General features: G+C 53.5%; 16 protein-coding genes. 2 read left to right on the top strand and 14 right to left on the bottom strand.

Translation table 11 applies throughout. The features are described 5' to 3' along the window. The first annotated feature begins 123 nt into the window (after positions 1–123). The gene (locus tag AB1F12_RS01050) at positions 124–837 is read left to right on the top strand and encodes a TetR/AcrR family transcriptional regulator (protein WP_368185927.1); all 714 of its coding nucleotides are present in this window, start codon (positions 124–126) and stop codon (positions 835–837) included. A 42-nt stretch (positions 838–879) separates the two neighbouring features. Here AB1F12_RS01050 and AB1F12_RS01045 read toward each other — a convergent pair whose 3' ends face one another. The 6 genes from AB1F12_RS01045 to hemP form a co-directional block, all read right to left on the bottom strand. Then, complete coding sequence (locus AB1F12_RS01045; protein ID WP_368185925.1) at positions 880–1950, bottom strand: DUF1513 domain-containing protein; 1071 nt, start codon at positions 1948–1950, stop codon at positions 880–882. A 1-nt stretch (position 1951) separates the two neighbouring features. Then, complete coding sequence (locus AB1F12_RS01040) at positions 1952–2968, bottom strand: imelysin family protein (RefSeq protein WP_368185924.1); 1017 nt, start codon at positions 2966–2968, stop codon at positions 1952–1954. Beyond that, a complete protein-coding gene (locus tag AB1F12_RS01035; protein ID WP_368185921.1) occupies positions 2965–4536 on the bottom strand; it encodes a di-heme oxidoredictase family protein in 1572 nt (523 codons plus the stop codon). Before AB1F12_RS01035 ends, AB1F12_RS01040 begins: the two co-directional genes overlap by 4 nt. 263 nt (positions 4537–4799) lie before the next feature. Continuing rightward, complete coding sequence (locus tag AB1F12_RS01030) at positions 4800–6062, bottom strand: imelysin family protein (RefSeq protein WP_368185919.1); 1263 nt, start codon at positions 6060–6062, stop codon at positions 4800–4802. A 10-nt stretch (positions 6063–6072) separates the two neighbouring features. After that, positions 6073–6531, bottom strand: coding sequence for a hypothetical protein (locus AB1F12_RS01025; protein ID WP_368185918.1), 459 nt, complete (start codon positions 6529–6531; stop codon positions 6073–6075). After that, positions 6528–6695, bottom strand: coding sequence for a hemin uptake protein HemP (gene hemP / locus AB1F12_RS01020; RefSeq protein WP_368185916.1), 168 nt, complete (start codon positions 6693–6695; stop codon positions 6528–6530). Before hemP ends, AB1F12_RS01025 begins: the two co-directional genes overlap by 4 nt. Before the next feature lie 506 nt (positions 6696–7201). On the opposite strand from hemP, the gene AB1F12_RS01015 reads away from it, so the two are divergent. Further along, positions 7202–8413, top strand: coding sequence for a GTP-binding protein (locus tag AB1F12_RS01015; protein ID WP_368185914.1), 1212 nt, complete (start codon positions 7202–7204; stop codon positions 8411–8413). Between the two features lie 33 nt (positions 8414–8446). On the opposite strand, the gene AB1F12_RS01010 is transcribed toward AB1F12_RS01015, so the two are convergent. The 8 genes from AB1F12_RS01010 to AB1F12_RS00975 all read right to left on the bottom strand — a co-directional run bounded on the left by AB1F12_RS01010 (position 8447) and on the right by AB1F12_RS00975 (position 15402). Then, complete coding sequence (locus AB1F12_RS01010) at positions 8447–9064, bottom strand: alpha-ketoglutarate-dependent dioxygenase AlkB (protein ID WP_368185912.1); 618 nt, start codon at positions 9062–9064, stop codon at positions 8447–8449. Between the two features lie 153 nt (positions 9065–9217). Next, positions 9218–10525 (bottom strand): TRAP transporter large permease, encoded by a 1308-nt coding sequence (locus AB1F12_RS01005; RefSeq protein WP_368185910.1) that lies wholly within the window; start codon positions 10523–10525, stop codon positions 9218–9220. Further along, the gene (locus AB1F12_RS01000) at positions 10522–11085 is read right to left on the bottom strand and encodes a TRAP transporter small permease (RefSeq protein WP_368185908.1); all 564 of its coding nucleotides are present in this window, start codon (positions 11083–11085) and stop codon (positions 10522–10524) included. The genes AB1F12_RS01005 and AB1F12_RS01000 overlap by 4 nt, the downstream gene beginning before the upstream one ends. Positions 11086–11268: 183 nt before the next feature. Continuing rightward, positions 11269–12285 (bottom strand): TRAP transporter substrate-binding protein, encoded by a 1017-nt coding sequence (locus AB1F12_RS00995; protein WP_368185906.1) that lies wholly within the window; start codon positions 12283–12285, stop codon positions 11269–11271. A 407-nt stretch (positions 12286–12692) separates the two neighbouring features. After that, positions 12693–13148 (bottom strand): OsmC family protein, encoded by a 456-nt coding sequence (locus tag AB1F12_RS00990; protein WP_368185904.1) that lies wholly within the window; start codon positions 13146–13148, stop codon positions 12693–12695. 260 nt (positions 13149–13408) lie between these two features. Then, positions 13409–14299 (bottom strand): SMP-30/gluconolactonase/LRE family protein, encoded by an 891-nt coding sequence (locus AB1F12_RS00985; RefSeq protein WP_368185903.1) that lies wholly within the window; start codon positions 14297–14299, stop codon positions 13409–13411. Further along, positions 14296–14505: a 4-oxalocrotonate tautomerase family protein gene (locus tag AB1F12_RS00980; protein ID WP_368185901.1), complete on the bottom strand. Its 210-nt coding sequence runs from the start codon at positions 14503–14505 to the stop codon at positions 14296–14298. The genes AB1F12_RS00985 and AB1F12_RS00980 overlap by 4 nt, the downstream gene beginning before the upstream one ends. 165 nt (positions 14506–14670) lie before the next feature. Next, positions 14671–15402 (bottom strand): response regulator, encoded by a 732-nt coding sequence (locus AB1F12_RS00975; protein ID WP_368185899.1) that lies wholly within the window; start codon positions 15400–15402, stop codon positions 14671–14673. Positions 15403–15423 lie beyond the last annotated feature (21 nt).

Here is a 15423-nt window from a genome sequence, read left to right as displayed (position 1 = left end):
TAAGTTGGCAACCTTAGACCGCCCCAGCTTGTCTGTGGGCGGTCTTTCATTTTGGGAATGGTGTTGTTTTTTACGCCTTGGCAGGTTAACAGACCAAAGGTCGGTAACCTGAGGTGTAGCCCCATGAGCGAAACAAAACGGACCAACATGAAGCCCGAGGAACGCCGGGCACAATTGCTGAGCGTCGCGCAACATTTGTTTTTCAACAAAGGGTATGACGACACCACCATGGCAGATATCCTACAAGAAGCCGGCGTGTCGAAAGGCGGTTTTTATCACCATTTCGAATCCAAGGACGCGCTGTTTTTTGCCCTGCTCGACCAATTGATTTCGCAAGTTGCAACGGCCCTAGAAGGGATTGCCGCGGATCAAAGTGAAACAGTGACACAGCGCATGGTCGCGGTGCTGGCCACCGAAGGCCAGTTTCTAAAGCGATCCAACCTTGAGCCACAAATGCAGATCATCAATGTGATGCAGGCCGAAAAAAACATCGGCATGTCTGCGCGGTTTGATCGAATGATCCGGGAAATGATGGCGCCGATTGTCACGGGCTTGATCCAAGAAGGGGTAAAAACCGGCGAATTCAAGGTCCATGATCCAGAGGCCGCCGCGCTTGTGATCCTGCACATGATCCGCGCATTTGAGCCGCTGCAAACCGTGGTTTACCGGTATCGCAACACATCAGAGGCCGCCGAACATGGGGATCGGCTGCGCAATGTTCTGACGCAGCAATTTATCGGGGTGGATCTGATATTGGGCGTGCCTTTGGGCACCACGTCCTATGGCTGGCCCGGTTTGGTCGATGCGATCATGGCGCTGCCGCAAAAACCTGTTTGAACCTAGCCACATCACACAATTGCGCCGTTACAATCGGATGTTTCAAACCCGGATCAAGTGATTATCCCACATGACATCATTCTGGGCCGTCGTTTCGTCCCCGTTGCCAAAAACCTGCGCCAATTCACCCGTGCCCGCACTGCAAACAAAGCCGCGCCCGGACGCCGCGACACCCGATATATCGACCTGTTCCAGCACATGTTCCACCCGACCCGTTGCGACATCAAACACCTGCAACATCCCACCTCTGGGTGAGGTCACGACAATCTGTAACCCATCCCCCGAATAGGCGACGCTGCCAATGTAATTGTTCATCCGTCGCGTCTGATCTGGCGTGGCGGATAACAGCTGGATGGCCTGACCGCGTTGATGTGTTGCAACCAGCGCAGGGGCTGGTCCGTCGCCCTGCCATTGCATCCCAATGGCCACTTTGTGACGTGCATTAACCGCCAAATGCCGGATCGAATTTTTGTGCATATCGTCGGGCAATGCCGCGCTTTCGATGACGGTTCCGTTGTCGATATATGCAAGATTGGGCGCCATCGTTGGGATGTTCAACTTGGTTCGGCCTGTGTCAGGATGGGTTTCGATGCCCCCGTTTGCGACCACCAAAACATCCGTCCCAGGTAGCCGCTTTATGTCATGTGGGCCGATCCCGCCGCTGTCCCATTCAGCGACCCGGTGATAGCCGTTTTCACTATCCCAGGCCCCGATCCGCCCCCGCCCGGATTCAAAGTCATTTTCCGTGGTGAACAACAACCGTCCATCGCTGGAAAATGTGCCATGCCCATAAAAATGCCGCCCGTCTGGGGCTGATAGCTCGGCCAATTGCGCACCGGACGAACAATCCAGCACAATTGCAAACGTGCCCGGACGACGGGCAAATGCCACGGCTTCTGGGCGGGTGGGATGTGCGGCGGCGGCGTGACCGCGGGCGGGCAAAGGCAGCGTAAAACGCAACGCCAGATCAGCCCCAATCCCACACAAGACGTATTTTCCGTCCCGTGTGGCGGCGGCTGACAAAAATGTGGGGGATCCCGCATCGGCCCATGTGACGCACGGCATAAATCCCGCCGCCAACAGCCCCCCGAGGAAATGGCGTCGTCCTGTCATGTCAATCCCCGTCCAAGGCGTTAAACCCTGCCGCAACCCCAAGTGTCGGGCCCAGTTCATCCCGCACGATCCCACGAATGGCATTCACCGTATTTTGGACGATCTCGACCTTGATACGGGTCGGCGCGTCGGCCACGCTGGCAAAGGTTGGATCATCCAATGCGTTCAACAACAAAACCGCCCGATCAAAGCCGGTGGTCAATCTGTCCGCCAGATCTTGGTCGGTCTGGGCCAGATGCTGCGCCAAATCGTGCAATGCCATCAGGCTGAGCAGCACATGACGTGCGGAACGCCCGGATCGGCGTGCCTCTGATCGGCGCGGGCGGGGGCGGTCGAATGTGCCTAACGGACGGCCAAGCCGGGTTTCGGCCGTGAATTGCAGCCCCGTCGCAAGCGCCTTAAACAATTCCTGCAGCACTTCGTCCTGAGAACGATAAAGCCCGTCATCCATCGGCGAAAGCATCAGCGCCGCAAAATTCGACTGCCAATCAGTGTGTATGTCCCGCGCCGTGACAGCGATGTCAGCCGCGATTGTTTGTACCAATTGGCACCGATATTCGGTGTCCGCTGTATGAATCGATTGTTCATCATAAAGCAGATATTCCAGCGCATAAAATCCCCGCCCGGCAATTGATACCTGCGCGTAATCCTCTGGCGCATTGGCGATGGGATCTTGGGTGTCTATCAGGTCGTTCAACACACGTGGCGTTATCCCGCGACTGTCCGGCCAAAACGCCAATGCAAATGCCCGGTCGTCCGTCTGGGTTGGCCCAAACCGCAGATGGCTCGCGGATATCCAACTGTCAAAAGCAGCATAATAGGCTGATCTAAGCGCGACCGAAGATGCCCGACATTCCTGTTCAGCCACATCCGACAAGGTTTGTGAATGCACGGCCAAGATTTCAAACCTCGGCAGAATGTGGTCCGAAACGATGCGGCTCACCATTTCGGATTTGGGGTCTGCTGAGGCCACAAATGGGGCGATGATCAAACATATTGCCCAACTTACCTGTCTCATAGGCTCTCCAGATAGGCGATTAATGCGCTGCGATCTTCGGTACTTAGGGCGACGACCGCATCCCGTTGGGTTTGTGCCTCGCCGCCATGCCATAGCACCGCCTCTAGCAGTGATTGGGCGCGACCATCATGCAGGAAATAGGTGTGGCCACTGACCTGTTGGGTCAGCCCGATCCCCCATAGCGGCGGGGTACGCCATTCTTGTCCTGTGGCGCGGGCTTCGGGGCGGTTATCTGCCAGACCGGGGCCCATGTCATGCAACAACATATCCGTATAGGGCCAGATCAGCTGAAAGCTTTGCTCGGGGCGATCCGATAACCGGTGGGTCACAAAACTGGGGGTGTGGCAGGATGTGCAGCCAGTTTCATAGAATATCTGTTTGCCGCGCAGAACCTGCGGATCATCCACATTGCGACGTGCCGGAACGGCCAGATTTCGACTGTAAAAGGTCACAAGGTTCAGCCCTTCGGCGTCAATTTCAGTGCCCCGATCATCCCCGTCACCGTGAATGGCTGTTTGGCAGCGAACCTGCGCTGATGTGCATTCGCCAGCCCCGGCCGGAAACAGCGGATTGGAAATTCCGATATCCCCGGCAAAGGCCCCGGCAGATTGCTGCATAATCGTTGGATTACCCGCCTTTAAACCAAACCGACCCAACATCGGCTGATCAAATTCAACCGACCACACGACATTGGGTCGCCCCGAAATGCCGTCATTGTTCGCGTCATCCGGATCCGCCAAAGCGAGGATATCTGCCGCCGGAATCGCCTCTAGCAGACCCAAACCAATCATCTGCGGTGCGATGCGTGGGCTTAGCATCGCATCGGGATGTAGGGGGCCATAGCCCAACTCTGCGGCGTCATAGCTGGGATGGCGCAAGATCACCTGCGTGCCATCCGCCAACGTCACAGTTTCGGGTTCATAGCTAATCGCGAGCTGGTATTCCGACGCGTGGCCCTGCACAGCGAAATCCTGCAATTGCGTGCCATAGGTCGGATCGGGCAGCGTGGCGATATAGTCGCGAATTTGCTGTGTTTCACTGTCAGCCGGTGCGGGGATCGAAACCCGTAGGAACATCGAAATCGAATTGTCATCTGCGTTTTCAGGGGGATGCCCGCGCCCGTCTTTGATGTGGCAGCGTTGGCAGGATCGGGCATTAAACAATGGCCCCAACCCATCAGAGGCCAGCGTCGAGGACGGTGAAGACACCCAAAGTTTGCGGAACAAACCATTGCCGACCCTAAATTCTAGCAGGCCCTCAAATGTGGTGTTTGCCGAGGGCTGCGAAAACGCATCCGCATTGGTCATTGCCCGAACTGTGGCTGCGCCCGCGGGTTTGTCTTCGAACCGCTGGGGGATGGTAAAATCGGTGGCAAATGCTGTCACCGCAGCAATCCGCGCCGTTTCTTCGGGGGTACGCGCGATGACGTTCAGATGCGGATCACCCAGATCCCAATCCAGTGCTGGGCGGGCAGTGTCAGGTTCGGCCAACACAATTGTTGCGCAGATCAAAGAGAGCGACAAAACCGAGCTCGGTTTCGACCAGATGCGAAGATTGAGACGGGGCATTTTTTCACCAATTTTGGTCAACATGAACCTCAACGGCATGTGGGGTAAATCGACCCACAAACGTTAGGACGCCGTTTGATGTTCATGTTGGTTTTCCTGTGTTGCTGCTGAAACGGATTTCGGCAGATGCATGGGGACTTAGATTTACTGCTCTGATTGATTGTTGGACGCTGTATTGGTTTGCCTGTCCTGAAAATTGGTTTTGCCATTCAACGCCAACATTCTGATGATGAAGGTTCATTTGAACGGCAAAACCTATGCGTTTATTGGAACACAGCGTCGGGATCATCCAAGCTGTCAGAGCCTTCGAACGCGATTTGATCTAGGTTCAAAACACTGACCACACGTTCAATCGAACGGGTCTGATCAATAAAGCCATTGACCCCGCCCATAATCAGCATTTCACCCGCTTCATTGCCGCGTTCCAGCATCTGATCATAGGCAAACCCAGCTTCGGCGGTGGTTTTGATCCGGCCTAGGGACATCATGGTGCTGCCCAGTTTGTTTTGCATTTCTGCATCTAAATCAGCGTCCGTTTCGGCCACTAGATCAGACAATGACGCCCCGGAAACAAACGATCCGTCGACGCGGATATATTCGCCCAAATAGGCGCTTTGGACGCCCAAACCATCGTAATAGTGATCGTTATGGGTGTTGTCTGCGAAACAGGAATGTTCTTCTTCTGGGTCATTTAACATCATGCCCAAACGCATCCGTTCGCCTGCGACCTCACCATAAGACAGCGATCCCATCCCGGTTAGGATCGCCGCCAGACCTGCCTCTGTATCAGCGGTCAATCCCGCGCGCGCAGCGCCATCCGTGGCCCATTGCGCGGTCATCCATTCCAGATCAGACACCAGCAATTGTGTGGCCGCGATCAGATATTCGCCGCGCCGATCACAATTGCCATTCGTGCAGTTTTCTCCGGATGCGTAATCTGTCCATTCACGATTTCCCGCACCGGTGTCATGTCCATTCAGGTCCTGCCCCCATAGCAGAAACTCGATGGCGTGATATCCTGTTGCCACATTCGCTTCGACGCCATCGGCCTCTTGTAATGTGTCCTCTAGCAGAGTTGGCGTGATTTTCGACGCATCGATATGGGCGCCAGACAATGTAAACGATGGATTGGCGATGACGTTCAACGCGGCAAATTCATTGTCATCGGTTGGCCCACCATAAGAGGCGTCAACATAGTCGATTAGCCCCTCATCCAACGGCCAAGCGTTCACTTTGCCTTCCCAATCATCCACGATCGGATTGCCAAAACGATAAACTTCGGTCTGCTGATAGGGCACGCGTGCAGCCAGCCAAGCATCCTTTGCGGTTTGCAGCGCCTCAGCAGAAGGATCCGCAACCAAAGCGTTCACAGCATTCTGCAAAGTTTGGGCTGTGGTCAGGCTGTCTTGGTATTTTGCGACGGCGATATCGGCATATGTGGTCAAAACTTCGGATTTTTCGACGGCAAAAACGGGCGAAGCCACAGCCAGCGCGAGGGCTGTCGTGGAAAAGAAAACGTGTTTCATGAGGATCCTGTTAGTGAAGTGTTGTGGGTTGGGATTGATAGGGTGGCGTGTCATCCACCATCTGTTTTGGGGTGCATAAATTCATCCGTTTCAGCGCAAGGGCAAAATCAGGGCGCACCATCAGGGTGGCGATCAACATGGCATCATCACGATCCCCCAATGCGGCGGTGCAGATGAAATTGCCGAAACAGGCTTCGTCCGCACCCAGACATTTGCAATGCACCGAATGCCGCATCAACGGTCTGCGCCCATGAAACGCAAAGAGACCGCACAAATCTTCGAAAGATTTCAGCGCCTTGCGGCCTTTTTCCCGGCCAAGGCAGCTGGCAAAATCGTGCCATACATTCGCTTGGCTTTGCGGGCCGTCATTCCATAGCCGTAGGTACAAAACCGACGCCGCCTCGACGCCGCTAAGGTCCGAAATCAGCCCAACGGGGGCGCCACCACGTTGTTCGCGATCCTGTTTCATTTGGTCAGGATCAGCTTGCCAGCACGTGTGATACGCAACGTGTAGGTCTGACTGCCTAATACGATCTGCGCTAAGCCTGCGCCTTTGGTCAGGTCCTCAGCGGCATATGTGGGCAACGATGTGGGGGCGGGTTGCAGCATTTGTTTTGCCGAATGAAATGACATCAGTTTTCCTCCATGTAGGCGGGGGCATTCAGGGGCGCGCGGTCCATTGCCCATTCCAGGCTAAAGCCTTCTGGACATCCGGATTGAAACCAAATCTCGGCGATCTCAGCCTGGTCAGATCTGCGTTTACAATGCGCAGTTTCGGCGTCGTTCCATTGATCCATCTGGGCACACATCCAAGAAATCCTTTCATCTATCGATATCCGGGCTGGCCCAATCAGATGGGGTGGCTAGAGATGCGTTATAACTGAGTAATTTAGTAAAACATGTCAACCTGACTTTTTTACTCAAGTACAAAAAAACCTATTCACCCAGCAGAGATTGAGATCCAAAACCGCGCCCAGCGCACCCTAAGCAGATGATAAATCGCCATTGTTTCACGATGGCTTATCGTAACAATTAAAGTTGCGAATAATACGTAACTATAATAGTTGCATGACTGAAATCACTCAAACCCGGAGGCAAAATATGAATTTCATCGTCCAAAAGTCTCGGCAGGTGACCCGATGACTGACATCCGTCTACCCGTTACCGTCCTGTCTGGATTCCTAGGGGCCGGGAAAACCACACTCCTCAACCGCGTCCTGAACAACCGCGAAGGACGCCGTGTCGCCGTCATCGTCAACGACATGTCCGAAGTGAACATCGATGCCGATTTGGTGCGCGCTGACACCGAGCTAAGTCAAACACATGAAACATTGGTGGAAATGTCAAACGGCTGTATCTGCTGCACATTGCGCGGTGATCTGTTGGACGAAGTCCGCCGATTGGCAGCTGAGGGGCGGTTTGATTACCTGTTGATCGAATCAACAGGAATTTCCGAACCCCTACCTGTGGCCGCCACGTTCGATTTCCGCGACGAATTTGGTGACAGCCTATCCGATGTGGCACGGCTTGATACGATGGTCACTGTTGTCGATGCGGTGAACCTGCTTGCGGATTTCACCAGTCATGATTTCCTGAAGGATCGCGGTGAAACCATGGGCCAAGATGATGAACGCAACTTGGTGCATTTATTGACCGATCAGATCGAATTCGCCGATGTCGTCATTCTGAACAAAATCACCGATGCAGGGGCGCAACGGGTGGATGCTGCACGCAAAATCATTCGCAGTCTCAATGCGGATGCGCAGATTATTGAAACGGACCAATCCGATGTGCCAGCTGCGAAAATCCTGAATACGGGGCTGTTTGACTTGGAAAAGGCCCATGAACACCCGATGTGGGCCAAAGAGCTGTATGGGTTTGCTGATCATGTGCCCGAAACCGAAGAATACGGTGTCGCGTCATATGTTTATCGGGCGCGCCGACCGTTTATCCCGGAAAAGATCATGGATGTTCTGAATGGGGATTTATCAGGAGTTATTCGCGCCAAGGGGCATTTTTGGATCGCAACGCGTCCGGGCTGGGTTGCCGAATTTTCGCTGGCAGGATCGCTGTCCAGCGTAAAGCCGCTTGGCACGTGGTGGGCATCGGTTCCAAAGGAACGCTGGCCGGATCACGACAGCGCCAAAACCTATATACAAACCCATTGGCAGGACCCATGGGGTGATCGCCGCCAAGAGTTGGTGTTCATCGGTGCAGGCATCGATTGGCCATCGATTCAGGCGCGTTTGGACGCGTGTCTGGTGCCGGAACAGGTTACAACAGGTCCAGATGATTTGCCGGATTACCCAGACCCGTTCCCCAATTGGCGCCAAGCGGGCCAAGCTGCATAAGTTATTGATATCGAAACACTATGACAATCTGCGTCACTCTGTGATGCGGATTTTTCGAAAGGTCAGGTTCACCCTCGGCGACAGTACCTTTTTCGTTTTTGGAACACTATGCAGCCAATGTGATTGCGTGGTCCCTTTCATCGTTAGCAGACTGCCATGTTCCAGCATCTGCGAAACGGTCACTTTGGTTTGTTTGTGCTTAAGGGCAAATTTGCGTTCCGCACCAAAGCTCATTGATCCGATGGTTCCATGTTTCACCAGATCTTTTTCCGCATCGCTGTGCCACGCCATGCCTTCGCTGCCGTCACGATAGAGGTTTAGCAAACACGAATTGAACGTCTCACGGCACGCTGTTTCAACAATGCTTTTCAGATCCAACAAGAGCGGCGACCAAGCCAGAGCTGTTTTTGTTGTCTGCGAATAGGTGTAGGAAAACGCGTCGTCTGCATACCACGCCACCTGACGTTTGGTTGTGATCCGTTTCCCAAAAATAACCGCCTCATCATGGCGCCAGTCAATGTCCCGCAAAAGGTGATCTAAATAGTGATCCGCCTCTGCCGGGCCTAATATCGGGCCATGATATTCAACGACCCCATCGACAGGCAGCAGGTTGCGCAAACCATCCTCGGGTTGCGTAAAAAGATCAGCCATCACCAACACTCCATCCGATCCAAGACGTGTCGGGATCAATGAAGATTTCCACCCAAAAAGAAACCCGTTTCTTGCTGAAAATGTCGGCCCTTGCGTTACCTGCGTAAATCAAAGACCGACATTTCCAGCGAAAGCCGAGTTTATGAACAACGCTTAGTTTGCATATGCCATTTCAGGTAGGAACGTCGCGATCGCCGGTATGAACAGGATCATGATCAAGGTAATGACCTCTACCTGCAGGAACCACCAGATCCCACCAAATATCTCTTTCAAAGAGAACGACGGCACCACGCTTTTCAGAACAAAGGCGTTCAGCCCAACAGGAGGAGTGATCAACCCGATCTCAAGCGTTTTGACGACAACAATTGCCAGCCAAATCGGGTGCGCCCCCAGTTCAATTAGCGGCGGCACAAAAATTGGCACGGTCAGGAACATCACCGACACAGGGTCAACCATGCATCCCAGAACCAGCAGCAACAGCACATAGATACAGACGATCCCCATCATCGACATATCCAAACCGACGATATACTCGGACACCGCGCCGGATGCGCCGCTAACAGCGAGATAAGAGGAAAAGATCAGCGCGCCGACAAGGATGATAAAGATCACCGATGTTGTCTGGGCGGTGTCGAGAAACACCTCTCGCAGGACTGGGAAAGACAACCGTTTGCGAATGCCCGCGATCAAGAAAGAGCCGATGGCCCCAATTGCGCCCGCCTCTGTTGGGGTGATGATCCCGGCATAGATCCCGCCAATGACAATTCCGCCAAGGCTTAAGAAACTCCAGACCCCTTTGAGGGACCCAATCCGTTCTTCCAGTGGGGCCTTTGGCAGGGCCGGCGCCATTTCCGGGTTCCGGCTCACGCGAATGTGGATCATGACCAGATAGGCAAATGCCGTCAGCAATCCGGGAATGACCCCAGCAATCAACAATTTCGGAACGGATTCCCGTGCGATAATGCCATAAACGATCAGATTGATGCTGGGCGGGATCATACCCGCCAGGGTGCCAACCGTCGCAACACAGCCTGCCGCCAGTTTGCGGTTGACCTTTAGCTTTAGCATTTCGGGGATCGCAACACGGCCAAAGACCGCCGTTGAGGATGTCGTTGACCCTGAACAGGCCGCAAAGGCGACGGCGGCCACTGTTGTCGCAATCACCACGCTGCCTTTGAGGTGGCCCAGCCATGCACGTGTGGCGCGGTAGATATCCTGTGTGATACCTGCCTTGGCCGCTACATGCCCCATCAGCAGAAACAACGGCACCGCGCTCAGGGCATATCCGGATCCGATATCAAACAGACGGCCACCGATGGCATCCAATGTGATCGATGTTCCGCGGATCAACGCAAAACCCAAGGCACCTGACATCAACAGAGAGATTCCAACGGGCACACGCATGACCATCAAAAATGCGACCATCCCGATCACGAGCGGCAATTGAAAAGCATCAATCATAGTTTTTTCTCATCTTCATCTGGTTCTTGAGTTGCGAATTCATGTTTCGCAGCTTCTTCAAGCAGCACATCTTTGGTGATCACGTGGCTCAGCTGGATCAGGAACCGTAGTGAAAAGAGGGCCAGCCCAATCGGAATGCCGGCGCGCGCCCACCAGGTTTTGACCTCAACAATGCCCAAAATCGTGTCACCCATGGAATAATTGGTCCACGCAGATACAGCGCTGGTCCACGACAGGGCCGCAAAGAACACGCATGCCACCAACAGGTAAATCGCCTGAACCGTTTTTCGCGCAGGGCGGGGAATGTGATCGTAAACCAGCCCAACCGTAATGTGAGCGTCACGACGCTGCGAAAACCCCAACCCCAAATAGATCAGGTAAACAAACAACAGGCTGACATATTCATAAGCGCCGGGCAGGCTCTTTGAGAACAGCGCTCTGGCCATGACCTCGACCACGGTGATCATCATCATTGATGCAACGGCCAAAGCAGAAACGTAACAGGCGATTTCTTCTAGTTTTCTTTGCAGCCAATACGCACTGTGGATCAAACTTGCCATTGTGGCATCCCTCTCTCAGGTGGTGATTATTCAAACGGATGTAACACATGACGATCTGTACACCGTTTGAAGCCGTCAGAACGTTTCACAGTGTTATGAACGTAATGCGCCGCCCCGAACCTGTTGGGGCCATGAGGCGGCGCAATTTAGCCAGACAATCTGTCCAACACTCTTTTCGTTAGCTTAGCCTTCGTGCTGCGCCAGACGCTGCAAGAAGTCATCGAGAACCGCCTGACCAGGAAGCCCTTCAGCTTCGCGGGCGTCAACCCAGCTCTGCCATGCGGCGTTGCGCACATCCAGCATTCTCGCTCTTTCGGCTTCGTCCAGTTTCACAACTTCTGTTTGTTCGCTCAGACGGGCGTGTGACTCAATCTCAGCAACTTCCAGAAGTTCACGGGCCTGCACAACCATTTCAGTGTTCAGCTCTTCGATAACGGCCTGCAATTCCGGCGGAATTGAGTTCCAAGTATCAAGGTTGATGGTCACAGGCATTGGAAAGTAGAACCATGTTTCATCGTCCCAATAGCTGAAAATCTCACCAAAACCAAAGGCATAGGCGTCAGCGGGCGACCCGATGATTGCAGCGGTCACAACACGACGTTCAGCGGCGGCCGGCAATTCACCCCATGGAATACCATAAACCGTGATATCCAGTTCCTTCAGGATTTCAGCGGCCCCACCATGTGCGCGGATTTTGGCATTCTCAAGATCTTCGATCGTGCGGATCGGCTCATGCGAAAGCATCTGAATAGATGTCCAAAGACCCGGGAACAGGTACTTTTGGTTCATCGCAGTAAATTCAGCTTCGACCGCCGGGGACATAAAGAGTTCATGCCCAGCCATCGCATGCGCCAATGGATCATCGCTCATGAAGGGCAGTGACGTCACATTCGCCAAGGGAAAGAGACCTGGATTATAAACCGGCGAGAATTCACCAAGATCAAACGCGCCAACTCTGATATTTTCAGGCTGGGCGGACAACTTGCCCAATGCGCCACCAAAAATCCGGGTAAAGTTCACCCGACCCTCGGTCCGCTCCTCGACTTCGTCCATCCACCAGCGCACAGCTAAGTTTGACGGACCTTCACCCGTAAATGCGTGATAAGTGAGGTTGACGTCCTGTGCCCAAGAAGGCGCTGTCGCTGACAGCGTTGCCGCCGCAACCAGAGCACTTGCACATAGCGTTTTAATGAGTTTCATTTCGGTTCTTCTCCCTATCTTAGTCTATTTTTTGAAGACAGAACACAGGTGCTCTGATGGGTTTAGAAAGTTGTTTTCGACACGCTCCTCCATGTCGAACACCACCTGTTTTTGTCTTCTGTAGATTGATTAACTTGATGTTAAGCTGAGGGGTACGGGGGATCACGCCCAGAATTTGCGGATACCCGCACCGTTGACGAGCATCGCCGCATGCAAATTGGCAAGCTCAAAGAACGGCCTTACCAAAGACGCGGTCGAGGCCCCTAAAACGCGGGTGTTGCATCGTGTCATCTGTCCTTTCAATCCATCCATGACCCTTGAATTGCAGTATTTTGATGTACAAAATACCGCATGTCTCAAACGTCTTTTACTGATTTGTGACCGAAATTCACACATGCCTTGAGGTCTCACTTTCTGACCCAGCTTTCCTGAATGTCACACCCGGCACGGCGCAATAGAACCGACACAGGGCATTTCTCTCCTGTGATCTGTTGCAATTGGGCGATTTTTTCGTCGCTCGCATCGGTATCCAGGATCACTTTCAACTCAATCACCGGAAAAGGGGTCTCAATATCCGCTTTCCCAAACACCCCGCGCGTGTCGAAATGCCCGCAGATTTCGAACTCCATCCCGCGCAAGTCGATCTTTAGCAGACCTGCGACATAGTTCGCGATCACGTTTGTGCAGCCCAGAAACGAAGACAGCATGGTTTCCAACGGCGTTGCAAACAAATCCGTGCCGCCGCGTTCAGCAGGTTCGTCGGTTGTGACCACCTTGCCCCGCGCCACCATTTCGGTGCGCGCATGGGTTAGGGCATGACCTTTGACATCGATTTTGAACAGGTCCGGCATGACATGTGCCATAGGCGTGTCTCTCCTTGTATGTGTTGTATTACTTAGCGCTCAGCGCGACACGCGCGCCCGTGACACGCTGTGGCATCACTTGTTTCGTTCACATTTCGTTTGGGATTCCCCAGCAACAGACGTCAGAGTGTACCCGTATTGGAGGAAGGCATCGCTCTGCATCTGTTGCTGGTCGCCGGGCAGTTGGCCAACTTAGCTATCGCTATGGACATGACCAAATTGCCAAACGAGACACAGACGCTACTCTGGTCCGAAACGGTTCAAAACAACGGCAAACCCGGCGTTTTGACTTTTATCCGATAGAGCGATGTTGAAGACGTGACATAGAGATCCGTCAGGTCATCCCCGCCCCATGCGAAATTTGCTGTGAATTCTGCTGTGCGGATAACCCCTAGCGTTTCCGCATCCGGTGAAATCACATGGATCCCCCCCGGCCCGGTGCAATAGACATTTCCCTTGCTGTCGATCTTCATCCCATCCGGGTGACCTTCGCCTTCGCCGATTGTGACATCCACCCAGACATCTCCGCCTGTGGCAGATCCATCCGCGGCGATATCAAATTTCCGAATATGTTTATGATCGGTGTCGTTCACATACAGTGTTTTATGATCCAACGAAAAACACAGACCATTTGGCTGCGCAAAATCATTCGCCAATTGTGTGATTGTGCGGCCGTCAGGCGTCACACAATAGACCCCCTGCGAACCCATTTCCAGGTCGCGTTCAACGCCGAAATAATCCATTCGCCCATAGGTGGGATCGGTGAAATAAATCAGCCCATCCTTGCGCACCACAATATCGTTTGGACTGTTTAATTCCTTGCCCTCAAAATGGGTCGCCAGCGTGGTTATGGCCCCATCTGCTTCGGTGCGCGTGACCGAACTGGTGGCATGCTGACATGTCAGCATGCGCCCCTGTGCGTCGTAGGTATTGCCGTTGCCCATCTGACTTGGCTTGCGAAAAGAGGTCACATTCCCCTTTGCATCCAAACGAAACATTTCATTGCCGGGAATGTCCGAAAACGTCAGATGCTTTTCAACCGGATGCCAAATGGGTCCTTCGAGAAACAGGAAACCTTCGGCGACTTTCTCTAGGATTGCATTCGCATCAACGATGTTGTGCATCCCTTCGGTACGGATTTCGATATTCACGAGTCAGCCCTCAATTCCTTGACGCGCTGCCCACCGGAAAACCAATCCGTTTCATCAACTTCCTCAAAGGTGACCCAGACATTCTCCTTTGGAATGCCCGCCGCCTCAGAAATTGTGTCTGTCACCGACGCCTGCACCTTGGCTTTGATCCCTTCTGGATCATGTTCAATCACTTGCTTCACGATGCGAATATTCACAAATGGCATCGACATCCTCCTATGGGTTAATTGCCCCGCAATCGGAGGCTGCCTCGGTCGTGTAGGAGTGAAGATAAATCTTTGCCGTTAGGGGGTATGCGCTGGCACACGCAAGAAATGCGCGGAGACACACAACAGACTTGCGGATTCCCGCAAGATGCTGAAATTTAGCAGCTAATCGTGATGACGTTCCATCCAGACGCGCAAAATCTCTTCTTCTTTTCGCAAGGCATCTGCGTTTAAGATTCCTTGGGTCAACGCAAGTGAGATCGCACGCGTACGGGAATTATAGGTCGGGCCCCAATCCCCGATCGGGATGTCGCTCTTGTCCAATCCCAGCTTTTGATAAAGGTGCTGCAACCGGCTCTGGGCCCCGCGCAAAGACACATTTCGACGGGCCGCCATCGCTTTGTCTGTCAGGCCCAGACAAAGATCCACCAGCGCTTCGTATTCAAGCTCGCTCAACCCCAAAAGCCGGTCGCCTGCCCGCTGCTGAACCCCGCGCACTTCTCGGTCAATCACGCATTGCTCGGCAACAAAAACCCCCTGCAAGGCCAGCTGCAATTGCTCTGCGGGTGCGGATTTCAGGATATAGCCATAAACGGCCGCACTTGGCACGATTTTGGTGATCCCACGAATATACGCTTCTTCGGTGTAATTGGACCAAAACAGCACCTTGGTACTCGGCTTTTTGGCCCAGATGCTCTTGGCCACTTCGACACCGGTGACACGCGGCATCTGAAGGTCCAGCACAACTGAATCATACTCACCTGCATCAAACTCTTTTAGCGCCTCTGCGCCGTCTTCGGCCATGGTCAACACGTCCATGTCAGACAATGTATTTCGCGCCACTTTTTCTAAAAATGCCCTGTGCAATTTGTCATCTTCGGCAATCAAAAGGCGCATCGGCTATCCTGCAATTTGAGG

Source organism: Aestuariibius sp. HNIBRBA575 (genome assembly GCF_040932005.1).
Classification (GTDB): domain Bacteria; phylum Pseudomonadota; class Alphaproteobacteria; order Rhodobacterales; family Rhodobacteraceae; genus CANLNM01.
Note: the sequence above shows the minus strand (reverse complement) of the source record. Positions and strands in the feature narration are given on the sequence as shown.